Here is a 21,625-nt window from a genome sequence, read left to right as displayed (position 1 = left end):
GCAGGCCTCGCTCTACCGGGTGGTGCGGGTGTATTCGTTCTGGCCGTACTGCTGGCGCGCCTTGAGCTGCTGCTCCCAGCCAGCCTTGTCGCCAGCCTTCCAGCCGGGCTGCGTGAAATTGCTGCCTGTGCCGGCATAGGGCGGCGCATCGATGCGCACGCCGCCGCCGGTCTGCGGCTTCTCGGTGCAGGCCACCAGCGCCAGCAGCCCACAGGCTGCGCCCAGGATCAGTACAGTGCGCCCGGTCATGACTTGGCTCCCGGGGTGGGTTGGCCGGCCTGCTTGGAGCCATAGGCCGTGCCCCAGCCCCAGACCTCGGCACCCTTGCCGCGCTGCACCACGCGGTTGCGGAAGATGTCCGCCACCACGTCGCCATCGCCGGCCAAGAGGGCCTTGGTGGAGCACATCTCGGCGCAGGCCGGCAGCTTGCCCTCGGCCAGGCGGTTGCGGCCGTACTTGTCGAACTCGGCCTGGCTGCCGTGCGTTTCGGGGCCGCCGGCGCAGAAGGTGCACTTGTCCATCTTGCCGCGCACGCCGAAGGTGCCCTGCGAGGGGAACTGGGGGGCGCCGAACGGGCAGGCATAGCTGCAGTAGCCGCAGCCGATGCAGACGTCCTTGTCGTGCAGCACCACGCCTTCGTCGGTGCGGTAAAAGCAGTTCACGGGGCACACGGCCATGCAGGGGGCGTCACTGCAATGCATGCAGGCCACCGAGATGGACTTTTCGCCCGGCACGCCGTCGTTGAGCGTGACCACGCGGCGGCGGTTCACGCCCCAGGGCACTTCGTGCTCGTTCTTGCAGGCGGTGACGCAGCCGTTGCATTCGATGCAGCGCTCTGCATCGCAGATGAATTTCATTCGTGCCATGGGGTGTCTCCTGGTCGCTGCTGCGTGTTCATGCCCGTTCCACGTTGCAGATCGTGGTCTTGGTTTCCTGCATCATGGTCACGCTGTCGTAGCCATAGGTGGTGGCCGTGTTCACGGCCTCGCCGCGCACGATGGGCGCTGCGCCCTTGGGGTAGTGGTCCAGCATGTCCGCGCCCTGCCAGCGGCCCGAAAAGTGGAACGGCATCCACACCGTGTCGGGCGCCACGCGCTCGGTCACCAGGGCCTGCACGTTGATGCGGGCGCCCGTGGGCGAACTGAGCCACACCCGCTCGCCGTTGCGCACGCCACGCTCGCCGGCGGTCTTGGGGTGGATCTCCACGAACGACTCCTGCTGCAACTCGGCCAGCCAGGGGTTGGAGCGGGTTTCCTCGCCGCCGCCTTCGTACTCGACCAGACGGCCCGAGGTCAGGATCAGCGGGAACTTCTCGTGCACCTTGTCGGCGATGTTCTTGTCCTGCACGCTCTTGTAGAGGGTGGGCAGGCGCCAGAACGCCTTCTTGTCATCGTGCGTGGGGTACTTGGCCATCAGGTCGGGCCGGGTGCCATACAGCGGCTCGCGGTGCTGCGGAATGGCATCGGGGAAGTTCCACACCACGGCGCGCGCCTTGGCGTTGCCGAAGGGGTGGCAGCCATGGTTCTTCATGGTCACGCGGATGATCGCGCCCGTGGGGTCGGTCTTCCAGTTCTTGCCTTCGGCGGCCTTCTTCTCCGCGTCGGTGAGCTCGTCCCACCAGCCGAGCTTCTTGAGCAGCACATGGTCGAACTCGGGGTAGCCGGTGGTGATGTCGGAGCCCAGCGAGTAGGATCCGTCCTCGGCCAGCAGGTTCTGGCCATCCTTTTCGACACCGAAGTTGGCGCGGAAGCACCCGCCGCCATCCATGACATGTTTGGAAGTGTCATAGAGGTTGGACGAGCCGGGGTGCTTGAGCTCGGGCGTGCCGTAGCACGGCCAGGGCAGGCCGAAGTAGTCGCCGGTGAAGTCGTAGCCGGTTTCCTTGTCCTTGCCGCCCTTGGCCTTCAGGGTCTTCACGTCGAACAGGTGCATGTTCTTCATGTGCGCCTTCAGACGCTCGGGGCTCTGGCCGGTGTAGCCGATGGTCCAGACGCTGCGGTTGATCTCGCGCAGGATGTCCTCGATCACGGGCTCGTCCATGCCCTGCACCTTCTGCAGCTTGTAGTTCTTGACCAGCTCCTTGTCGAAACCCAGCTTCTGCGCGAACTGGTACATGATCATGTGGTCCGAGCGGCTCTCCCACAGCGGCTCGATCACCTTCTCGCGCCATTGCAGCGAGCGGTTGGATGCCGTGCACGAACCACTGGTTTCGAATTGCGTGGCTGCAGGCAGCAGATAGACCGCACGGTTCGGATTCAGGTCTTCAGCCCGGCCGGGCATGGCCGCCATGGCGGCCGTGGCCGAAGGGTAAGGGTCGACCACCACCAGCAGGTCGAGCTTGTCCATGGCGCGCTTCATCTCCAGCCCCCGGGTCTGGGAGTTGGGCGCATGGCCCCAGAAGAACACGCCGCGCAGGTTGGAGTCCTGGTCGATCAGCTCGTTCTTTTCGAGCACCCCATCGATCCAGCGCGAGACCGTGAGGCCCGACTTGGTCATCATGGCCGGGCTCGCATAGCGTGCCTTGATCCACTCGAAATCCACGCCCCAGACCGCCGCGAAGTGCTTCCAGGCCCCTTCGGCAATGCCGTAGTAGCCGGGCAGCGAGTCGGGGTTGGGGCCCACGTCGGTGGCGCCCTGCACGTTGTCGTGCCCGCGGAAGATGTTGGTGCCGCCGCCGGTCTTGCCCACGTTGCCCAGGGCCAGCTGCAGGATGCACGAGGCCCGCACGATGGCGTTGCCGATGGTGTGCTGCGTCTGGCCCATGCACCAGACGATGGTGCCGGGGCGGTGGGCGTTGAGCAGGCTGGCCACCTTGAACACCTGCTCTTCCTTGACGCCGCAGGCCTCCTCGACCTTGTCGGGCGTCCACTTGGCCAAGATCTCCTCGCGCACCTTGTCCATGCCGTAGACACGGTCGTTGATGTACTGCTTGTCTTCCCAGCCGTTCTTGAAGATGTGGTACAGCAGGCCGAAGAGGAAGGGGATGTCGGTGCCCGAGCGGATGCGCACGTACTCGTCGGCCTTGGCCGCCGTGCGCGTGAATCGCGGATCCACCACGATCATCTTGCAGCCGGTCTCCTTGGCGTGCAGCATGTGCAGCATGCTCACCGGATGGGCCTCGGCCGCGTTGGAGCCGATGTACATGGCGACCTTGCTGTTCTGCATGTCGTTGTACGAATTCGTCATGGCCCCGTAGCCCCAGGTGTTGGCCACCCCGGCCACCGTGGTGGAGTGGCAGATGCGGGCCTGGTGGTCGCAGTTGTTGGTGCCCCAGAAGCTCACGAACTTGCGCAGCAGGTAGGCCTGCTCGTTGTTGTGCTTGGACGAGCCCACGAAGTACACGCTGTCGGGCCCGCTGGCCTTGCGCAGGTCCTGCATGCGGGCGGCGATCTCGGTGAGCGCCGTGTCCCAGCTGATGCGCTCGTACTTGCCGTTGACCAGCTTCATCGGGTAGCGCAGGCGGTACTCGCCATGGCCGTGCTCGCGCAGCGCGGCGCCCTTGGCGCAGTGCGCGCCCAGGTTGATGGGGGAGTCGAACACCGGCTCCTGGCGCACCCAGACGCCGTTCTCGACCACGGCGTCCACCGCGCAGCCGACCGAGCAGTGGGTGCAGATAGTGCGGCGCACCTCGATCTTGCTGTCGCCCAGGCCGACCTTGGCGCCCTCGGCGGCGCTGGACTTCTTGACCAGCGTGAGCTGCGAGGCAGCGATGCCCACGCCGACGCCCAGGCCCGAGCGGCGCAGGAAGGCGCGCCGGTCCATGGTGGGCAGGGCCTTGGCCAGGCCGCGCTGCAGGCTGTGGACGAAGGGAGAGGAGGAGGAGGTGGCCGCAGCGCCCTCTCGGGCGTGGGAAGACTTCTTGGTGAGCAACATGGCGCGCCCCGCGGTCAGAGTTGGGTGGTCTTGTAGTACTGCTGCACGTGTGCCGAGAGGCGGTAGCCGCCACCGCGCTCAGGCGGTGCTGGCACGGGCTCGGCGGCAGCGGTGGCACCTGGGGCTGCGATGTGCGGCAAGGCCACGACGGCGGCAGCAGCAGCCCCCGCAGTGGCTGCACCTGCAAAGAACCGGCGGCGAGAAGGTTGGGGCTGGCTGTCCTGCATCATTGTCTCCAGGAGGGCTTGCGGCTATGCAATGTCGTTCATACAGTCTATGCGAGTGTCTGGCCCACTGCAATCGGGTATGGCCACCCCATGGAACTTCACTCGGGTTTGGCACACCTTCGCAGGCGCCCGCAGCGGCTCATTCCAGCATGTCGAAACCCTGGGCTTCCACAGCCACGAAAGCCCGTGTGAAGCGGGCCAGCGCGCCATAGAAGGCGGCGGCGGGGTGGGCCTCCAGCACATCGCACAGGGCCAGCACCCAGGGCTGCAGGTGGACGGCAAAAAAGTCCCGTTGTGTCGTAAGGTTGCACACCGCCATGTCGTCTCCGGCGATCAGGTAACGCATGGCCTCGCACAGGTAGGCCAGGTGGTCCTCGGTCTCGGGCATGGCCTCGCTGCGCGCCAGGCCCAGGGCATCCAGGTCGGTGCGCAGGCGCGCCAGCGGCTTCTCGTTGAGAAAGCCGCTCAGGTAGTGCGACCCGTAGAGAAAGACCTCGGGCTTGCCCATGCCGCCGAACAGGCGCTCGAACTCGGCGGCGATGGCCGCGTCCTCCCGCGCACGGGCGGCCCCCACCAGTTGCTGCCAGGGCTCCTCCAGCAAGCCACCTTCGGCCGGCGCCTGGGTCACGGCCACGCGCAGGGTGGCCAGCAGGCCGGGCGCCGGGGCGCTGTAGTACAGCTGCGCCAGCAGGCCATAGAGTTCGGCACGCGCGGTTTCCTCGTCGAGGGCGGCGCTGGCGGCCATGGTCAGGGGTGCGGTGGCGCTCACAGGTCCGTCACTTTCGCTTCGCTCTGGGAAGAATAAAGGTCGATCACGCGGCAGTCGCCGCACATCTTCAGGCGCTCCAGCGCCTCGCCCTGGAACATGGCATGGCCCGAGAGCCGCTCCAGCATGGCTTCAATGGCCTTGAACGTGCCAAAGGGTTTGCTGCAGCGCACACAGGCCCAGGGCTGGGTTTCGGCCAGCACGCGCAGCTGCGCGCGTTCGGGCGTGAGCAGCAGGCGCGGCTGCAGGGCGATGGCGTCCTCGGGGCAGGTGGTGGCGCACAGGCCGCACTGCACACAGTTCTTTTCCAGAAAGCGCAGCTGGGGCAGTTGCGGGTTGTCCTGCAGCGCGCCGGCCGGGCAGGCGCTCACGCAGCTCAGGCACAGGGTGCAGCGGTCCTTGTCGACCGTGATGGACCCGAGCGGCGCGCCGGCCGCCGGCAGCGCAATGGCCTCGGGCAGGCCCTCTTTCAGCAGCGGTGCATGGGCGATGAAATGGTCAAGCACCATCTCCAGCGTGGCGCGCTTTTCCTGGGCCACGGCATGGCGTGCCGCCACGGGCGGCAGCAGCTGGCGGGTGTTGCACAGGGACTGCAGGGCGGTATCGAGCGCCGCCACATCGCCCGCGCGCAGCAGCCGCAGGTGGCTGCCGGTGTAGCCAAGGCCATGCAGGATGGCCTGCGCCACCTCCATCTGCGCCTGCACACCATCCAGGTACTGGGGCGCCTCCTCGTGCGTGGCCAGCACCACCACCTGCGAAGCACCATAGGCCAGCGCACTGAGCCACAGGTCCACGCCGGTGCTGGCGGTGTGCCACAGCGGCACCGGGATCACATGGGCGGGTACGCCCTGGGCACGCCGCAGCTGGGCGGCACGGCCCAATTCTTCGACCAGGGCCTGGCCCTGCTCCTGGCTGTGCAGCAGCAGCACGGCGCTCTGGCCGCCCGCGGCCGCATAGGTGGACAGCAAGGCCTTGAAGCGCGCGCCCTGCTCTGTGGCACCCGGGTAGGCAAAAGAGAGTGCACCCGTCGGGCACACCGTGGTGCAGGCACCACAGCCCACGCACAGGTGGGGGTTGACCTTGATCTGCTGGCGGCTCTTGTCGCTGGAAATGGCCTCGGCAGAACAGATGTCGATGCAGGCATTGCAGCCCACGGTCTCGTTGCGGCTGTGGGCGCAGAGCTTTTGCTTGTAGGCGAAGAAGCGGGGCTTGTCGAACTCGCCCACCATCTCGCGCAGCTTGAGCAGCACGGCCATGTCGCGCCCGTCGCTGCGGAAGTAGCCCTGCGGCGGCGCATGCTGCACGAAGGTGGGCTCGGCCGTGGCCGGGCGCAGGTCCAGCACCAGGTCGAAGCGTTCCTGCTGTGCGCTGGCCTCGCGGCCGAAGTCGATGGCGCCCGCCACCTGGCAGGCGCGCACGCAGGCGCGGTTCGCATCGCAGGCGGACAGGTCCACTTGGTAGTCCAGGCCGATGGCGTTCTCGGGGCAGGCCACGATGCAGGCGTTGCAGCGCGTGCACAGGTCCAGGTCGATGGGGTTGTCGGCAGCCCACTGCACGTCGAAGGCCCCGAGCCAGCCCGACAGGCCGGTGAGGCGCCCGCCGAGCACGGGGAAACGCCGCGCCTGCGCGCCGCCTGCCTGCCCCGGGCCCTGCGCGAACAGGGTCACATCGAGCACGTCGGCCACCAGGGCGGCAGCCTGTTCGGCGGCATCGAGCGGGCCGATGACCAGCAGGCGGCCTATGCTCTTGTAGCTGACGGTGGCCACCGGCGGCGGCTCGGGCAGCCGGGCTGCGGCCAGCAAGGCGGCGATCTTGGGGCCGGCATCGCGGGCATCGCGGCTCCAGCCGCCGGTTTCGCGGATGTTCACGAAGCGGATCGGTGAGACCGCGCCTTCGGTCTGCGTGCCGAGTTCGCCGAAAAGGCGCTGCTCCTGGGTGCAGGCCACCACCACCTCCTGGCCGGTGCGGATCGCATCCTGGAAGGCGCCGGCCTCGCGCCGGCACAGCGTGGAATGGAGGGTCAGCTCCTCATGCAGGGCCGCGCCCAACGCCTTCGCGTCGAGGGGCATCGTCTGGTTGCAGTCGCAGATCAGCGTGGTCATGTTCGGTATGGCTGGCTACCCTGGCCCCATCGCCCCCTGCGGGGTCGGCTGTGGCCAGTTCTGGCGAGCTAGGAATGGCGGTGCATACCCCCGACTGTGCCACGTCTGGCAGCGCCGGCGTCTCCGCATCATCCCGAGGCTGAGGGTCTTGCGGGGCCATTGCCTGGGCGGGCTGCGGCACGGCGTTGGCGACCTCCTCCTTTTCATGGTCGAAGAAGCCCATGAAGTGGGCGCTGGCCATCTGGCGCAGCATGCCTTCGGGCAGCGGATCGGGCTTGGAGTAGTCGTCGATGTAGATGTCCAGGCCGTCCATGGCATTGAAATGCGGGTCGGCAAACAGCTTCTTCATGGCCGTGTTGCGCACGTCGGGCGCCACGCCGCGGCCCATGAAGGGCTTGAAGTCGGACTCGGGCGTCAGGGCCTGGGCATCGGCCAGCGTGGGCAGCTCCGGCTCGGCTGCGGCAGGCACGTCCACCGGCTCCGGGGCAGGCCTGGCGGCGGCGGATGGCAAGACCTCTGCTGGGGGCGATGGCTCCGGCTCCTGCACGGGCCTGCCCGCCGCCACCTCCTGCTTGCGGCGCGACCAGCGCGAGAGAAAACCGTCAGCCATGGTGCGGGCCGCCCCGGCCACCGCGCTGTTTGTCGGTGGAAACCGACGCCGGGTTGCCGAAGCGGTCGGTCAGCGACTGGAAGCTGTCGGGCCGCCTGCGTCGCTTGGGCTCGGGCGCGTAGTGCTCGTCGACAAAGGCCTGCAGCGCCTGCAGCACGGCCGCTGGCGCGGGCACCTGCTCCACCGTTTCCTGCGCATCGAGCCAGCGGCCGGCATCGTGGTAGCTCAGGCTCACGGCCACGGGGCGGGCCAGCGGCTCGGGCACGCTGCCCTCCTCGTCCATGCGCCACAGCACGAACCAGCAGGGCGCGGGCGCGGACAGGTTCAGGTGGTAGCCCTCGCCGTCGTCCTTGAACAGTTCCACGGCAAAGCCCGGGAACAGCCACAGGGCCTGGTTCTCGTCCTGGCGCAAGAGGCGCGGCACATCACCAAAGGCGGCTTCTGCGGGGACCACGTCGTCCAGCACCCAGCGCCAGGGCTGCCAGCGGTTGTCCAGGCGCTCGCGGCGCATGATGACGGCGACTTCGATGGTGGGGCGCAGTGACATGGCCCGACTGTACTGCGCCGTGCAGGGGTCAGGGTTTTTACCCCGTTTGCGCGCCCGGCGCGTACAGCACCGCGCGCGGCGCGCGGCACAGGCCCCACAGCCGCAGCCCGGCCAGCTCGGCCACCTGCACGCCGGTGGCGGTGGGTGCCGATATGGTGGCCAGTGCCGACAGGCCCACGCGAGCGCACTTGCGCACCAGCTCGTGGCTGCCCCGGCTGCTGAGCACGACAAAGCCGGGCTCGGCCAGGCGCGCGCTGCGCGACAGCCAGCCGATGAGCTTGTCCAGCGCGTTGTGCCGGCCCACGTCTTCGCAGACCTGGGCCAGGCGCCCGTCCAGCGTGGCCCAGCCTGCGGCATGCAGCGAGCCCGACTGCGCGTTGTGCGGCTGCAGTGCCTTGAGGTCGGCAAAGGCGCGCAGCACGGTGGGCAGGTCCACCCGCTCCAACCAGTCGCGCGCCGGCAGGCGCTCGGGGGCCAGATCCAGCGCCGCAAAGCTTTCCACCCCGCACACACCGCAGCCCGTGCGGCCGGCCATGCTGCGGCGCCGGTTCTTGAGGCGCTCGAAGCTGCGCGCCGAAATCTCCAGGTGCACCTCGACCCCCGGCACGCCGGGTGGCAGGTGCGCCGCGCCGGCATCGGCCAGCTGCAGCGTGGTGCCCCGGCAGTCCTGCGCATGGTCGAGGATGCCCTCGCTCAGCGCGAAACCGATCGCAAAATCGCCAAGGTTTTCCGGCGTGGCCATCATCACCGCGTGCGAGACACCGTTGAACACCAGGGCCACCGGGATCTCCGCCGCCAGGGTGTCGCAGCGCAGGGCCCCGCCCTGCGGCACACCCGCCTCGCCAAACACCCGCACGGAGCGCTGGGCCAGTGCCGACAGGTCCGCCACGCCGCCCCCATCGCCATCGAACGGCGTGCACACCTGTGCGCTCATGGCGCCGCCCCCGCCGCAGGCAGCTCCCGGGCGACGGCCCGGCCGGCGTCGGTCAGGTGGGCCACCCAGCGCTCACCCACCTGGTCCACGCGCACCCAGCCGGGGCCGCGCTGGCCGCCCACCGAGGCATCGCTCATCAGCGTGAGCTCGCGCAGGAGCACGCTCACGCCCTGGCCCAGGCGCTTGCCCAGGCGCGGCAGCGACACGCCGGGCGCACCGGCCGGCGTGTCCGGGGACTCTTCGGCCAGCGCACGCAGGATGGCGCCCGCCAGCGTCTCTTGCACGGCCGTCATGGCATGGGCTTTCTGCGGTCCACCGCGCTCATGGGGCCTCGGCCTGCGCCGGCACGGCAGACGCCGCAAGGGCGGCCCCGCCCGGCACGTGCGGCTCCAGCAGCACAGGGATGGACTTGGAGGTCGGCGTGCCCGCCGTGTCGGCCACGGCAGACAGCGGCACCAGCGGATTCGTCTCGGGGTAGTAGGCCGCGAGGTTGCCGCGCGGGATGTCGTAGGCCACCAGCTTGAAGCGGTCGGCCCGGCGCTCCTGGCCATCGCTCCACACGGTCTGGATGTCGACCCAGTCGCCGTCCTGCATGCCCAGGGCGCGGATGTCCTTCTCGTTGATGAAGACCACGCGGCGCTGGCCGTAGACGCCGCGGTAGCGGTCATCCATGCCGTAGATGGTGGTGTTGTACTGGTCGTGCGAGCGCGTGGTGAGCAGGGTGAAGACGATCGAATCCTTGAACCGCTCGCGCGCCTTGTGCGAGGGCGTGTCCTGCGGCACCAGGGGCGCATGGAAGCTGGCCTTGCCCGAGGCCGTGGCCCAGACGCGCTCACTGGCCGTGTTGCGCAGGCGGAACCCGCCGGGCACGGCCACGCGCTGGTTGAAGTCCTTGAAATCGGGGAAGACCTTTTCGATCTGGTCGCGGATGCGCGCATAGTCCTCGACCAGCCAGGCCCAGGGCACGCTGCTGCGCGCGCCCAGCGTGGCGGCAGCCAGGCGCGCCACGATGGCCGGCTCGGACAGCAGGTGCTCGGACGCAGGCGGGTTGATGCCCACCGAGATGTGCACCATGCTCATCGAGTCCTCCACCGTCACGCCCTGCGGGCCGTTGGCCTGCACGTCGATCTCGGTGCGGCCCAGGCAGGGCAGGATCAGCGCCTCCTTGCCATGCACGATGTGGCTGCGGTTGAGCTTGGTGGTCACGTGCACCGTGAGGTCGCAGCGCTGCAGCGCCTTCCAGGTCTCGTAGGTGTCGGGGGTGGCGGCAGCAAAGTTGCCGCCCAGGGCGAAGAACACCTTGCCCTTGCCGTCCAGCATGTGGCGGATGGCCTCCACCGTGTCCACGCCGTGCTCGCGCGGCGGCTCGAAGCCGAACACGTCGCGCAGCCTGTCCAGCAGGGCCACCGGGGGCTTTTCCCAGATGCCCATGGTGCGGTCGCCCTGCACGTTGCTGTGGCCGCGCACCGGGCAGGGGCCGGCGCCTTCGCGGCCGATGTTGCCGCGCAGCATGAGCCAGCTCACAATGGCCTGGATGGTGTCCACCGCGTGCTTGTGCTGCGTGATGCCCATGCCCCAGCAGGCGATCACGTTCTTGGCGCCAATGTAGATGTCGCCTGCAGAGCGCATCTGCTCCTCGGTCAGGCCCGACTCCTGCTCCAGCAGCGCCCAGGATTCCGCGCGCAGATTCTCCACCAGCACCTCGAAGCCCGTGGTGTGCTCGGCGATGAAGGCCTTGTCGAGCACGCCGCCACGCGCGTCCTCCTGCTCCAGCACATGCTTCATCATGCCCTTGACGGCCGGCAGGTCGCCGCCCACGCGCAGCTGGAAGTAGTGCGTGCTGATGGGGGTGGAGCCGAAGGTGGCCATCTCCAGCTTGTCCTGCGGGTCGGCAAAGCGCTCCAGCCCGCGCTCGCGCAGGGGGTTGAAGCTCACGATGCGCGCGCCGCGCTTGTGCGCCTCGCGCAGCTCGCCGAGCATGCGCGGGTGGTTGGTGCCGGGGTTCTGGCCGAAGATGAAGATCGCGTCCGCGCACTCGAAGTCGTGCAGGGTCACCGTGCCCTTGCCCACGCCGATCTGCGGGCGCATGCCGCTGCCGCTGGGCTCGTGGCACATGTTGGAGCAATCGGGGAAGTTGTTCGTACCGTACTGCCGCACGAACAGCTGGTACAGGAAGGCCGCTTCGTTGCTGGCCCGGCCCGAGGTGTAGAAGATGGCCTGGTTGGGGTCGGGCAGCGCGTTCAGGTGGCGCGCGATCAGCGCAAAGGCGTCGTCCCACGAAATGGGGCGGTACTGGTCGCTGGGCGCATGGTAGGCCATGGGCTGCGTGAGCCGGCCCTGGTCTTCGAGCCAGAAATCGCTCTGCTCGGCCAGCTCGGCCACCGTGTACTGGGCAAACAGGCCCGGGCCCGCGCGCCGGGCCGTGGCCTCGGCGGCCACGGCCTTGACGCCGTTTTCGCAGAACTCGAAGGTGGAGGCATGGTTGCGGTCCGGCCAGGCACAGCCCGGGCAATCAAAGCCGTCGGGCTGGTTGGCCGACAGCAGCGTCCTGGCGCCCTTGATCGGGATGTCCTGGCGCAGCAGCGCATTCTTGACGCTGTTGAGCGCCCCCCAGCCGCCGGCGGGGCCTTTGTAGAACTCGATCTTTTCCTGTTTCATCATGGTCTCCTGGACTGAGGTTGCCGGCCGCACCGCTGCGCCTGCGGCGTCCCCGGCACCCCCTGCTGTCGTCTATGTGGGGGTCTTGAACGTGGCGGCCGCATCGGCCAGCGTGGCCGCCTGCTCGCGCATGCGCATGGCGGCAGCGGCGGCTTCTTCCACCAGGGCGGCGTTCTGCTGCGTCATCTGCTCGATGCGCCCCACGCTGTGGTGGATGTCTTCGATGCCATGGCTTTGCTGCCCGCTGGCGGTGGCAATGCCCTCGATGAGCCGGGTCACCTCACCGATGGATTGTGCAATGCCCTGCATGGATGTGCGAGCGGCCTGCACCAAGCCCCCACCGGCATCCACACGATCCACCGAGGTGGAGATGAGCCCCCGGATCTCGCGCGCAGCGCCCGCCGAGCGCGTGGCCAGGCCCCGCACCTCCGAGGCCACCACCGCAAAGCCCCGGCCCTGCTCGCCCGCACGGGCGGCTTCCACTGCCGCATTGAGCGCCAGGATGTTGGTCTGAAAGGCAATCGAGTCGATGATGCCGATGATGTCGCGGATGCGGTGGGCACCGTCGCGGATTTCGGCCATGGTGGTCACCACGCGCTCCACCGCCGCACCGCTCTCGCCGCTGGCCTGGGCAACGGCGCCCATCAGCCCATTGACACGGCGCGCATGCTCGGCGTTCTGCGCCACGGTGGCGGTCAATTGCTCCAGGGCGGATGCCGTGGTGTTCACCTCGCCGGCCTGCTGCTCGGTGCGGGTGGCCAGGTCATTGTTGCCGTCGGCGATCTCGCGGGTGGACAGGCGCAGCCCTTCGGCCCCGCGCCGCACGTTGCCCACCAGGCCGGCCAGGCCCATGCCGATGCCGTTGATGGCCTGCAGCATCTGCCCCACCTCGTCGCGCTGCGCGACATGCATCTGCGTGGTGAGATCGCCCGCCGCGAGCCGCTGCGCGGCACTGCGGCCCTGTGCCACCGGCGTGGAGATGGTGCGCTGCACCAGGCCATGGACCAGCGCCGCCAGCAGCAGTGGCTGGCACACCCCGAATGCGAGCCAGGCGGCCGGCAGCGCAGGCAGCGCCAGCCAGGCCAGCGTCCACAGCAGGTATTGTCCGCCCAGCACCCACAGCGCCAGGCGCCCGGCCATCCCGAGGGAGGGGATCTCGCTCACGTCGAGCCCCACGTAGAGCACGCCCACCACCTCGCCGGTGGCGTTGCGCACCGGGTCGTAGCGGGTCATGTTCTGGCGCCCGAAGACAGTGGCGTAGCCGGCGTAGGGCTGGCCCGCCAGCAGTTGGCGGTAGGCAGGGTGCGAGCGGTCGAGCAGCGTGCCCACGGCACGCTCGCCATCCTGCTTGCGCACCGACGTGGCAATGCGCACGAAATCCTCACCCTGGCGGGCGAAGACGGTAGCGCGCACCCCCGTCTGGGCCGTGAAGCGGTCCGCCACCGCGAAATCGCCGTTGAGCGCCCGGCCACTGCACAGCAGCGCGGGCGCCTGTCCGGGAGCCGCCGGTGCGGCCAGGCTGAACACTCCGTTGTGCTCGGCCGCAAAGCGCCCGGCCGCAGCATTGATCCGACGCTTGAGTGAGCCAGGCAGCACCAGCATGCAGTCGCCTGCCTACTGGAAGAACTTGGCGGCGCTCACCAGGGTCTTGTAGATGCCCCAGAGGAGGGGGATACCCACCGCCGCCCAGGCGAAGGCCACCACGGCGGGGCTGGTCGTGCCGCCGCCACCGGTACCGCCGCCCACTTCGGCCGCCACGCTCTTTTCGTGCGCCAGCTTCTTCTCGTGCGCCAGTTCCGTGTCGCTCATGAACCACTTGTCGGCCAGGGGGCGCACCATCAGGTTGGCAATGAGCCCGATGACCAGCATGCCCACCAGGATGTACATGGTCTGGTTGTACACCTGCTCGCGCGGCAGGCCCAGGCCCAGTTGGTATTCGCGCATGTAGTTCACGACCACGGGGCCCAGGATGCCGGCCGTGGCCCAGGCGGTGAGCAGGCGGCCATGGATGGCGCCCACGAACTGCGTGCCGAACAGGTCGGCCAGGTAGGCTGGCACCGTGGCGAAGCCACCACCGTACATCGACAGGATGACGCAGAAGGCGCCCACGAACAGCAGCTTGCTGCCGGCGCCGGCAGAGCTGGGAATGCTGGCGTACATCAAGCCGCCGAGCACGAAGAAGATCACATAGGTCATCTTGCGGCCGAGCTTGTCGGACAGGCTGGCCCAGAAGAAGCGGCCGCCGATGTTGAACAGCGACAGCAGCGCCGTGAAGCCGCCAGCCACCGCCGCAATGGCGGCCAGCTGGGTCTTGTCGAGCTCGCCGAACTTCTGTTGCACACCGATCAGCCCGCCGCCGAAGACTTCCTGCAGCATGGGCGAGGCCATGCCGATCACGCCGATGCCGGCGCTCACGTTCATGCACAGCACGACCCAGATCAGCCAGAACTGGGGAATGCCCCAGACTCGCTTCACATGCACGTGGCGCTGGGTGATCATGGCGTTGGCCGAGGGGGGTGGAGGCGTCCAGCCAGCAGGCTTCCAGCCCGTGGGGGGCACGCGGTAGCCCAGGGCACCGGCCATCATGAACACGAAGTACACCAGCGCCATCACCACGAAGGTCTGCATCACGCCCACGTCGGTGGGGCTGGAGAAGTTCTTCATCAGGTCCACGGCCAGGGGCGAGCCGATCATCGCGCCGCCGCCAAAGCCCATGATGGCCATGCCGGTGGCCATGCCGCGCCGGTCAGGGAACCACTTGATCAGCGTGGACACCGGCGAGATGTAGCCGAGCCCGAGCCCGATGCCACCAATGACGCCCGAGCCCAGGATCATGAGCCAGAACTGGTGCAGGTGGATGCCGAGTGCCGACAGCAGCATGCCGCCGCACCAGCACACGGCCGAGACCACGCCAGCCTTGCGCGGGCCCGAGCGCTCCAGCCAGCCACCCCAGATGGCCGCCGAACAGCCCAGGAAGACGAAGAACAGGGTGTACATCCACCCGAGCGTGGCCACACGCCAGTCGCATCCACTGGCGAACAGTTCAGCAAAGAAGCCCATGTCCTTGGGGCAGGCCGCACCGGTGCCGGCCGTGGCCAGGGCCTTGGACAGCGGCAGCCAGAACACCGAGAAGCCATAGGCCATGCCGATGCACAGGTGGATCGCAAGGGCCGCCGGGGGCACCAGCCACCGGTTGAAGCCAGGCCCCGCAATGATGCGTTCCTTGTCCAGGAACCCAGGGGATGCGGAAGACCCAGACATGGGTGCAGTCGCCGCCGATGAAGCAGTCATATGTTCTCTCTCCCTTGTTGGTGCGTACGCGCTGTGTTCTTGACGCCGGTCAAGACGCCCAGCGCAGTGTCCGAAGAGGAGCGCCATAGCGTCAAATTGAATCAGCACATGTAGCTATTCAACTCATGAATGAAGAACAGCACACAAATCAGCATCCAATGGGCGGGGAGCGTCCCGCTCCCGCACCGCACAGCGAGACGGGGGGGCGGTGAAGGTGCCCAGCGCCCCCAGGGGATGGCCTGGCTTCAGTCGCGCAGCTCGCCGCAGTACTCGGTGACGTGGTCGCGCCACTGCGGCAGGTCCAGCAGCACCAGCGCTGCCTCCAACGCCCGCGAGACGCGCGGGCCGCGCTGGGTCATGAAACCGATGGGCGTGCGCACCTCGGGCGCCACCAGGGGCAGCGCCTCCAGGCTGCGCTCGCTGCGCGCGGCAGCCACCATGGCACTAGGCAAGACGCTGCATACCTCGCCCGAGAGCACGGAGAGCACCAGGGTCAGCACCGAGTTGGTCTCGATGGCCGGCGGCGTGGGCACACCGGCCTCGCGCAGCGCCTCGTCGATGATGAAGCGGTTGTGCATGTCGGTGGTGAGCAGGCACAGGGGCAGCTGGCCGGCATCGCGCCAGCGCATGGGCTCGCCGATGCGCATGCGGTCGGGTGCGGGGGGGCTGGCGCGGCGCAGCAGGTAGTAGTGCTCGTTGCACTGCTGCCAGGAGCGCAGCTTGCCCTCCTTGGCCTGCATGCGTTCGCTGTAGCCCACGGCCAGGTCCAGCGACAGGTCTTCGAGCCCCTGCTCCAGCTCGCGCGAGCTCATGGACAGCACCACCGGCAGGATGCCCGGGTGCTGGGCCTGCAGCAGCGCTGCAAAGCGCGAGAGCATGGGGATCGCCGTGGGCGTGGCCGCCATGCGCAGCCTGCCGCGGGGTGCAGCCTCGGTGCTGCGCAACTCCTGGCGCAGCACCTCGTTGTCGCGCAGCATGCGCTGCGCCGTGGCCAGCACCGCTTCGCCTTCGTGCGTGAGGCCCGCATAGGTGCGCGCACGTTGCACGATGACCACACCGAACTCATCCTCCAGGGCCCGCAGGGCATTGGACAGGGCGGGCTGCGTGATGTGGCAGGCCTGCGCGGCCCGCCCGAAGTGGCGGTGCTCGTCGAGCGACACCAGGTAGCGCATGGCGGCCAGCAGGTTCATCGGATCAAGCGCCCTTCTCTATAGGAGTGGACCCGAAGATAACCGACCCCTGCACCCCGGCACACAGGCGCCTGAATCCTTCCCGCCCAAAAGGCCATTCAGGCAGCGGCCACGGCAAGTGTCAGGTGTCCTTGCTGACCGAGATGCTGGGGAACTTGGACGAAAAGTCCTTGGACTGCTGGGCGATCTTCACGGCCACGGTGCGCGCCACCTGCTTGTATATCTGCGCCACGTCGCCATCGGGGTCGGCCACCACGGTGGGCTTGCCGCTGTCGGCCTGCAGGCGGATCTGCATGTCCAGCGGCAGCGCGCCCAGGTAGTCCATGCCGTAGTCGGCCGCCATCTTCTTGCCGCCATCGGCCCCGAAGATATGCTCCACATGGCCGCAGTTGGTGCACACGTGCACGGCCATGTTCTCCACGATGCCCAGGATGGGCACGCCCACCTTCTCGAACATCTTGATGCCCTTCTTGGCGTCGAGTAGGGCGATGTCCTGCGGTGTGGTGACGATCACGGCACCCGTCATGGGCACGCGCTGAGACAGCGTGAGCTGGATGTCGCCGGTGCCGGGCGGCATGTCGATGATGAGGTAGTCGAGGTCCTTCCAGTTGGTCTGGCGCAGCAGCTGCTCCAGTGCCTGCGTGGCCATGGGGCCGCGCCAGATCATGGCCTCGTCCTGGTCGACCAGAAAGCCGATGGACATGACCTGCACGCCGTAGTTCTCCAGCGGCTCCATGGTCTTGCCGTCTTCGCTCTCGGGGCGGCGGCTGATGCCCAGCATCATGGGCTGGCTCGGGCCGTAGATGTCGGCGTCGAGCACACCGACGCTGGCGCCCTCGGCGGCCAGGGCCAGGGCCAGGTTGGCGGCGGTGGTGCTCTTGCCCACCCCGCCCTTGCCCGATGCCACGGCAATGATGTTCTTCACCTGGGGCAGCAGTTGCACGCCGCGCTGCACCGCATGGGCCACCACCTTGGTGGTGATGTTCACGGAGACGTTGTCCACCCCGGCCACGCCCTTGGCTGCGGCCACGAGGCTGCGGCGCAGCTCGGGCACCAGGCTCTTGGCCGGGTAGCCCAGCTCCACGTCGAACGCCACGTCGCCGCCGTTGATCTGCACATTGCGCAGCGCCCGCGTGCTGACGTAGTCCTTGCCCGTGTGCGGGTCTTGTACGCTGGAAAGTGCGGCCAGAAGGCCTTGTTCGGTGACTGCCATGCATTTAACTCCTGTGGGACGGGTAGTCTATCCAACGGACCCCGCCCTGCGTAAGTGCGGGACAATGCGCGTCGCCCACCCGCTTCCCTCCCGTTACAGACTCCCGAAAGACGCCCCGTGAAATTCAAGATGGCCGAGAAATCCCTGTTCGCCGTGCTGCTGCGCTCGCCCTGGTGGGTCAGCTTCCTGGTGGTGGGAGTGATCGCACTGGCGGCCGGCGCGCTGCTGCCGCGCGAGTACGCCTATGTCGGCGCCGTGGGCACGCTGCCGATCTTCGTGGTGGGCTGCATTGCGGCCTGGCGCCAGCTCAGGGCCCCGAGCCCCGCCAAGGTCGAGGAAATGCTGGGCGCCATCAACAGCATGCCCTGGCGCACCTTCTGCGATGCGCTGGAGGCCGCCTGGGTGCGCGATGGCTGCACGGTGGAAAAGCCCCGGTCCGGCCCCGTGGACCTGCGCGTGGCCAAGGGCGGCCAGGCCACCCTGGTCAGCGCCAAACGCTGGAAGGCCGCGACCCATGGCGTCGAGCCGATGCGCGAACTGCAGGCCGCCATGCAGGCGCAAGGGGCCTCGGCAGGGATCTATGTGATGACCCAGGGACAGCTCTCCGACAACGCCCGCCTGTTTGCGCGCGACAACGGCATCACCGTGCTGCAGGGCCCGGGCGTCGCCGCCCTCCTTCTCGCAAAGGCCTGATCTGGCCGCCCGCCATGCGGGTTTCCCCAAGTGGCGGCCTGCGGGCAACGCAGCACACTGGGCCCTGACGCCACACACCCCGTCCACCGATGCAATCACCCGACAGCCCCGCCGCGCCCGCCCCCCTTGCCACGGGCCTTCTGCTGACGGGCGGCGGCGCCCGGGCGGCCTACCAGGTGGGGGTGCTCGAAGCCATTGCCGATCTGCGCCTGGCCTGCGGCGCGGGTGACGAGCCCAACCCCTTTCCCATCATCACCGGCACCTCGGCCGGGGCCATCAATGCGGCGGCGCTGGCCTGCGGGGCCGACAACTTCGACCGGGCCGTGCGCCGCATAGCCCGCGTATGGCGCGACTTCCATGCGCAGCAGGTGTACCGGGCCGACTCGCTGAGCGTGCTGCGCAGCGGCGCGCGCTGGCTCTCGCTGCTGTCGCTGGGCTGGGCCCTGGCGCGCTGGCGGCGCATGCGCCCGCGCTCGCTGCTGGACAACGCGCCGCTCGAGAAGCTGCTGGTCAAGATGGTGCCGCTGGTGCGCCTGCCGCGCCTTTTGAAAAAGGGCCACCTCAAGGCCCTGGCCGTCACGGCGTCGAGCTACAGCTCGGGCGAGCACGTGACCTTCTTCGAGACCGATGCCCCGCTGCAGCCCTGGGTGCGCTCGCAGCGCAAGGCGGCACGCGACCGCATCACGCACGAGCACCTGCTGGCCTCCTCGGCCATCCCCTTCGTGTTCCCGGCCAAGGCCATCAGCATCGGGGACCACATGGAGTTCTTCGGCGACGGCTCCATGCGCCAGTCGGCACCGATTGCGCCGGCCATCCACCTGGGGGCCGAGCGCATCCTGGTGGTGGGCGCCGGCCGCATGCACGAGCCCAAGGGTGACGCGGCCGCCAACCCCACGCCCACCTACCCCTCGCTGGCGCAGATCGCAGGGCACGCACTCTCCAATATCTTCCTCGATGCGCTGTCGGTCGACGTGGAGCGCGTGCTGCGCGTGAACCAGACGCTGTCGCTCATTCCGCCCGAGGTGCGCGCCAAGAGCGCGCTGCGCCCCATCGAGCTCTTGGTGATCGCGCCCTCCCAGCGGCTGGACGCGGTGGCCGCGCGCCATGTGGGCAACCTGCCCACACCCGTGCGCGCCATGCTCGGCGCCCTGGGCGTCACCTCCAACATGGCCGACGTGCGCGGCGCGGCGCTGGCCAGCTACCTGCTGTTCGAGTCGGGCTACACGCGCGAACTCATGGCCCTGGGCCGTGAGGACACCCTGGCCATGCGCGCCGAGGTCTGCAAGTTCTTTGGCTGGACGGACACCGGCGCCGAAGTGAAAACACTCCAGCACGCCTGAGTTCTGCCAGGGTTGGCCCTGTGCGGCGGCGGTAGTTCAGCGTGCCCTAAAATTAGCGGTTCCGCCTGAAAGTGCCCGCAGAGAAAGCCGCCCCATGTCGTCGCCCGTACGCAAACTGTTCGTCACCACCGCCCTGCCCTACGCCAATGGCAATTTCCACATTGGCCACATCATGGAATACATCCAGGCCGACATCTGGGTGCGGTTCCAGCGCATGCAGGGCAACGCGGTCAACTTCGTCGGTGCCGACGACACGCACGGCGCGCCCATCATGATCGCGGCCGAGAAGGCGGGCAAGACGCCCCAGCAGTTCGTCGCCGACATCGCCGCCGGCCGCAAGCAGTACCTCGATGGCTTTCACATCAGCTTCGACAACTGGCACAGCACCGACGGCCCGGAAAACCACGAGCTGGCGCGCCAGATCTACCGCGACCTGCGCGACCGCGCCGACGGCTCGCTGATCGAGACCCGCACCATCGAGCAGTTCTTCGACCCCGAGAAGAACATGTTCCTGCCCGACCGCTTCATCAAGGGCGAGTGCCCCAAGTGCCACGCCAAGGACCAATACGGCGACAACTGCGAGGTCTGCGGCTCGGTCTACGCGCCCACCGACCTGATCAACCCGTTCTCGGCCCTGTCGGGCGTCAAGCCCGAGCTCAAGAGCTCGGAGCACTTCTTCTTCAAGCTCTCGGACCCGCGCTGCGTGGAGTTCCTGGAACGCTGGACGCAGGACGGCAAGCTCCAGCCCGAGGTGGCCAACAAGATCAAGGAGTGGTTCACCGTGCGCACCAACCCGGACGGCACGACCAGCGAGGGCCTGGGCGACTGGGACATCTCGCGCGATGCGCCCTACTTCGGCATCGAGATCCCCGACGCACCGGGCAAGTACTTCTACGTCTGGCTCGACGCGCCCGTGGGCTACCTGGCTTCACTCAAGAACCTGCTGGAAAAGCGCGGCGAGAGCTACGACGCCTACATGGCCGACCCGGCCCTGGAGCAGTACCACTTCATCGGCAAGGACATCGTCACCTTCCACACGCTGTTCTGGCCCGCGATGCTGCATTTCAGTGGCCGCAAGACGCCCGACAACGTGTTCGTGCACGGCTTCCTCACCGTGAACAACGGCGAGAAGATGAGCAAGAGCCGCGGCACCGGGCTCGATCCGCTCAAGTACCTGGGCCTGGGCATGAACCCCGAGTGGCTGCGTTACTACCTGGCGGCCAAGCTGTCCAACCGCAATGAGGACATCGACTTCAACGCCGACGACTTCATGGCCCGCGTGAACAGCGACCTGATCGGCAAGTTCGTCAACATCGCCAGCCGTGCAGCAGGCTTTTTGACCAAGCGCTTCGACGGCAAGCTCACCACGCAGTTCAGCACCGATGGCGCCGCCCTGCTGGCCGACGTGCGCAGCGCGGGCGACGGCCTGGCCCAGCTGTACGAGGCGCGCGAGTTCGGCAAGGCCACGCGCGAGATCATGCTGCTGGCCGACAAGGTCAACGCCTACGTGGACCAGAACAAGCCCTGGGACCTGGCCAAGGACGCCGCCAACAACGAAGCCCTGCACCAGGTGTGCTCGGTGCTGATCAACACCTTTGCCATGCTCACGCGCTACCTGGCCCCCGTGCTGCCAGGCCTGGCCCGCGCGGTGGAAGGCTTTGTCGGCAGCGACATGCAGCGCTGGGCCGTGGCCGGCGACCTGCAGGCCATCGCCCCCTACCAGCACCTGATGCAGCGCGTGGCGCCCGAGCAGCTCGACGCGCTGTTCGAAGCCCCGGCCCAGCCCGTGGAGGCTGCGCCTGAAGTGGCAGCGCCCGGCGGCGAGGAACTGGCGCCCACGATCACCATCGACGACTTCACCAAGATCGACCTGCGCATCGCGCTGATCGTGAACTGCGAACCCGTGGAAGGCTCGACCAAGCTGCTGCGCCTGACGCTGGACGTGGGCGAGGGCCGCACGCGCAACGTGTTCAGCGGCATCGCCAGCGCCTACCAGCCGGCCGACCTGATCGGCAAGCACACGGTGATGGTGGCCAACCTGGCACCGCGCAAGATGAAGTTCGGCGTCTCCGAGGGCATGGTGCTGGCCGCCAGCCATGGCGACGAGAAGGCCAACCCCGGCATCTACGTGCTCAACCCCTGGCCGGGCGCCACGCCTGGCATGCGGGTGCGCTGAGCATT

The 21,625-nt window shown here is 68.3% G+C and carries 18 protein-coding genes; 3 read left to right on the top strand and 15 right to left on the bottom strand.

Annotation, left to right across the window (positions count from 1 at the left end; genetic code table 11):
- Positions 1-12: 12 nt before the first annotated feature.
- From ACSQ9E_RS02220 to apbC, 15 genes are all read right to left on the bottom strand, one after another.
- Positions 13-249 (bottom strand): hypothetical protein, encoded by a 237-nt coding sequence (locus ACSQ9E_RS02220; protein WP_057201908.1) that lies wholly within the window; start codon positions 247-249, stop codon positions 13-15.
- Positions 246-866 carry a formate dehydrogenase FDH3 subunit beta gene (gene fdh3B / locus ACSQ9E_RS02215; protein WP_007861300.1) on the bottom strand — a complete coding sequence of 207 codons (621 nt, stop codon included), beginning with the start codon at positions 864-866 and terminating at the stop codon, positions 246-248. The genes ACSQ9E_RS02220 and fdh3B overlap by 4 nt, the downstream gene beginning before the upstream one ends.
- Before the next feature lie 28 nt (positions 867-894).
- On the bottom strand, positions 895-3,873 hold the full coding sequence (locus ACSQ9E_RS02210) for a formate dehydrogenase subunit alpha (protein WP_436216777.1): 2,979 nt from the start codon (positions 3,871-3,873) through the stop codon (positions 895-897).
- A gap of 14 nt (positions 3,874-3,887) precedes the next feature.
- Positions 3,888-4,100, bottom strand: coding sequence for a formate dehydrogenase (locus ACSQ9E_RS02205; protein WP_057202518.1), 213 nt, complete (start codon positions 4,098-4,100; stop codon positions 3,888-3,890).
- Positions 4,101-4,239: 139 nt separating this feature from the next.
- The gene (locus tag ACSQ9E_RS02200; protein WP_436220173.1) at positions 4,240-4,845 is read right to left on the bottom strand and encodes a TorD/DmsD family molecular chaperone; all 606 of its coding nucleotides are present in this window, start codon (positions 4,843-4,845) and stop codon (positions 4,240-4,242) included.
- Positions 4,846-4,865: 20 nt separating this feature from the next.
- Positions 4,866-6,935, bottom strand: coding sequence for a 4Fe-4S binding protein (locus tag ACSQ9E_RS02195; protein WP_436220172.1), 2,070 nt, complete (start codon positions 6,933-6,935; stop codon positions 4,866-4,868).
- Positions 6,895-7,578, bottom strand: a complete 684-nt coding sequence (locus ACSQ9E_RS02190; protein WP_436216776.1) for a DUF3306 domain-containing protein — start codon at positions 7,576-7,578, stop codon at positions 6,895-6,897. Before ACSQ9E_RS02190 ends, ACSQ9E_RS02195 begins: the two co-directional genes overlap by 41 nt.
- Positions 7,571-8,125, bottom strand: coding sequence for a DUF3305 domain-containing protein (locus ACSQ9E_RS02185; RefSeq protein WP_436179516.1), 555 nt, complete (start codon positions 8,123-8,125; stop codon positions 7,571-7,573). Before ACSQ9E_RS02185 ends, ACSQ9E_RS02190 begins: the two co-directional genes overlap by 8 nt.
- Before the next feature lie 37 nt (positions 8,126-8,162).
- The gene (gene fdhD, locus ACSQ9E_RS02180; RefSeq protein ID WP_436216775.1) at positions 8,163-9,059 is read right to left on the bottom strand and encodes a formate dehydrogenase accessory sulfurtransferase FdhD; all 897 of its coding nucleotides are present in this window, start codon (positions 9,057-9,059) and stop codon (positions 8,163-8,165) included.
- A complete protein-coding gene (locus tag ACSQ9E_RS02175; protein WP_305742051.1) occupies positions 9,056-9,352 on the bottom strand; it encodes a hypothetical protein in 297 nt (98 codons plus the stop codon). The genes fdhD and ACSQ9E_RS02175 overlap by 4 nt, the downstream gene beginning before the upstream one ends.
- A 28-nt stretch (positions 9,353-9,380) precedes the next feature.
- A complete protein-coding gene (locus ACSQ9E_RS02170) occupies positions 9,381-11,717 on the bottom strand; it encodes an FdhF/YdeP family oxidoreductase (protein WP_436216774.1) in 2,337 nt (778 codons plus the stop codon).
- Positions 11,718-11,789: 72 nt separating this feature from the next.
- Positions 11,790-13,319 (bottom strand): methyl-accepting chemotaxis protein, encoded by a 1,530-nt coding sequence (locus tag ACSQ9E_RS02165; RefSeq protein WP_436216773.1) that lies wholly within the window; start codon positions 13,317-13,319, stop codon positions 11,790-11,792.
- 12 nt (positions 13,320-13,331) lie between these two features.
- Positions 13,332-15,008, bottom strand: coding sequence for an OFA family MFS transporter (locus ACSQ9E_RS02160; RefSeq protein ID WP_436216772.1), 1,677 nt, complete (start codon positions 15,006-15,008; stop codon positions 13,332-13,334).
- Positions 15,009-15,253: 245 nt separating this feature from the next.
- Positions 15,254-16,198 (bottom strand): LysR family transcriptional regulator, encoded by a 945-nt coding sequence (locus tag ACSQ9E_RS02155; protein ID WP_436216771.1) that lies wholly within the window; start codon positions 16,196-16,198, stop codon positions 15,254-15,256.
- Between the two features lie 121 nt (positions 16,199-16,319).
- A complete protein-coding gene (gene apbC, locus ACSQ9E_RS02150; protein WP_057201899.1) occupies positions 16,320-17,411 on the bottom strand; it encodes an iron-sulfur cluster carrier protein ApbC in 1,092 nt (363 codons plus the stop codon).
- Positions 17,412-17,528: 117 nt separating this feature from the next.
- Between apbC and ACSQ9E_RS02145 the strand changes: the two genes are divergently transcribed.
- The 3 genes from ACSQ9E_RS02145 to metG all read left to right on the top strand — a co-directional run bounded on the left by ACSQ9E_RS02145 (position 17,529) and on the right by metG (position 21,620).
- The gene (locus tag ACSQ9E_RS02145; protein WP_436179522.1) at positions 17,529-18,104 is read left to right on the top strand and encodes a restriction endonuclease; all 576 of its coding nucleotides are present in this window, start codon (positions 17,529-17,531) and stop codon (positions 18,102-18,104) included.
- An 89-nt stretch (positions 18,105-18,193) separates the two neighbouring features.
- Positions 18,194-19,444 carry a patatin-like phospholipase family protein gene (locus ACSQ9E_RS02140; protein ID WP_057201898.1) on the top strand — a complete coding sequence of 417 codons (1,251 nt, stop codon included), beginning with the start codon at positions 18,194-18,196 and terminating at the stop codon, positions 19,442-19,444.
- Between the two features lie 94 nt (positions 19,445-19,538).
- The gene (gene metG, locus ACSQ9E_RS02135; RefSeq protein ID WP_436216770.1) at positions 19,539-21,620 is read left to right on the top strand and encodes a methionine--tRNA ligase; all 2,082 of its coding nucleotides are present in this window, start codon (positions 19,539-19,541) and stop codon (positions 21,618-21,620) included.
- Positions 21,621-21,625 lie beyond the last annotated feature (5 nt).

Source organism: Acidovorax sp. LjRoot118, from assembly GCF_964253575.1.
In the GTDB taxonomy this organism is placed as follows: Bacteria; Pseudomonadota; Gammaproteobacteria; order Burkholderiales; family Burkholderiaceae_C; genus Acidovorax.
The sequence above is the reverse complement of the archived record's forward strand: the minus strand, read 5'-3'. Positions and strand labels throughout refer to the sequence as shown.

What these genes read in the sequence shown, in the direction of transcription:
- ACSQ9E_RS02220 (WP_057201908.1), bottom strand. Translation starts at nt 249, where the DNA reads ATGACCGGGCGCACTGTACTGATCCTGGGCGCAGCCTGTGGGCTGCTG.
- fdh3B (WP_007861300.1), bottom strand. Translation starts at nt 866, where the DNA reads ATGGCACGAATGAAATTCATCTGCGATGCAGAGCGCTGCATCGAATGC.
- ACSQ9E_RS02210 (WP_436216777.1), bottom strand. Translation starts at nt 3,873, where the DNA reads ATGTTGCTCACCAAGAAGTCTTCCCACGCCCGAGAGGGCGCTGCGGCC.
- ACSQ9E_RS02205 (WP_057202518.1), bottom strand. Translation starts at nt 4,100, where the DNA reads ATGCAGGACAGCCAGCCCCAACCTTCTCGCCGCCGGTTCTTTGCAGGT.
- ACSQ9E_RS02200 (WP_436220173.1), bottom strand. Translation starts at nt 4,845, where the DNA reads ATGGCCGCCAGCGCCGCCCTCGACGAGGAAACCGCGCGTGCCGAACTC.
- ACSQ9E_RS02195 (WP_436220172.1), bottom strand. Translation starts at nt 6,935, where the DNA reads ATGCCCCTCGACGCGAAGGCGTTGGGCGCGGCCCTGCATGAGGAGCTG.
- ACSQ9E_RS02190 (WP_436216776.1), bottom strand. Translation starts at nt 7,578, where the DNA reads ATGGCTGACGGTTTTCTCTCGCGCTGGTCGCGCCGCAAGCAGGAGGTG.
- ACSQ9E_RS02185 (WP_436179516.1), bottom strand. Translation starts at nt 8,125, where the DNA reads ATGTCACTGCGCCCCACCATCGAAGTCGCCGTCATCATGCGCCGCGAG.
- fdhD (WP_436216775.1), bottom strand. Translation starts at nt 9,059, where the DNA reads ATGAGCGCACAGGTGTGCACGCCGTTCGATGGCGATGGGGGCGGCGTG.
- ACSQ9E_RS02175 (WP_305742051.1), bottom strand. Translation starts at nt 9,352, where the DNA reads ATGACGGCCGTGCAAGAGACGCTGGCGGGCGCCATCCTGCGTGCGCTG.
- ACSQ9E_RS02170 (WP_436216774.1), bottom strand. Translation starts at nt 11,717, where the DNA reads ATGAAACAGGAAAAGATCGAGTTCTACAAAGGCCCCGCCGGCGGCTGG.
- ACSQ9E_RS02165 (WP_436216773.1), bottom strand. Translation starts at nt 13,319, where the DNA reads ATGCTGGTGCTGCCTGGCTCACTCAAGCGTCGGATCAATGCTGCGGCC.
- ACSQ9E_RS02160 (WP_436216772.1), bottom strand. Translation starts at nt 15,008, where the DNA reads ATGACTGCTTCATCGGCGGCGACTGCACCCATGTCTGGGTCTTCCGCA.
- ACSQ9E_RS02155 (WP_436216771.1), bottom strand. Translation starts at nt 16,198, where the DNA reads ATGAACCTGCTGGCCGCCATGCGCTACCTGGTGTCGCTCGACGAGCAC.
- apbC (WP_057201899.1), bottom strand. Translation starts at nt 17,411, where the DNA reads ATGGCAGTCACCGAACAAGGCCTTCTGGCCGCACTTTCCAGCGTACAA.
- ACSQ9E_RS02140 (WP_057201898.1), top strand. Translation starts at nt 18,194, where the DNA reads ATGCAATCACCCGACAGCCCCGCCGCGCCCGCCCCCCTTGCCACGGGC.
- metG (WP_436216770.1), top strand. Translation starts at nt 19,539, where the DNA reads ATGTCGTCGCCCGTACGCAAACTGTTCGTCACCACCGCCCTGCCCTAC.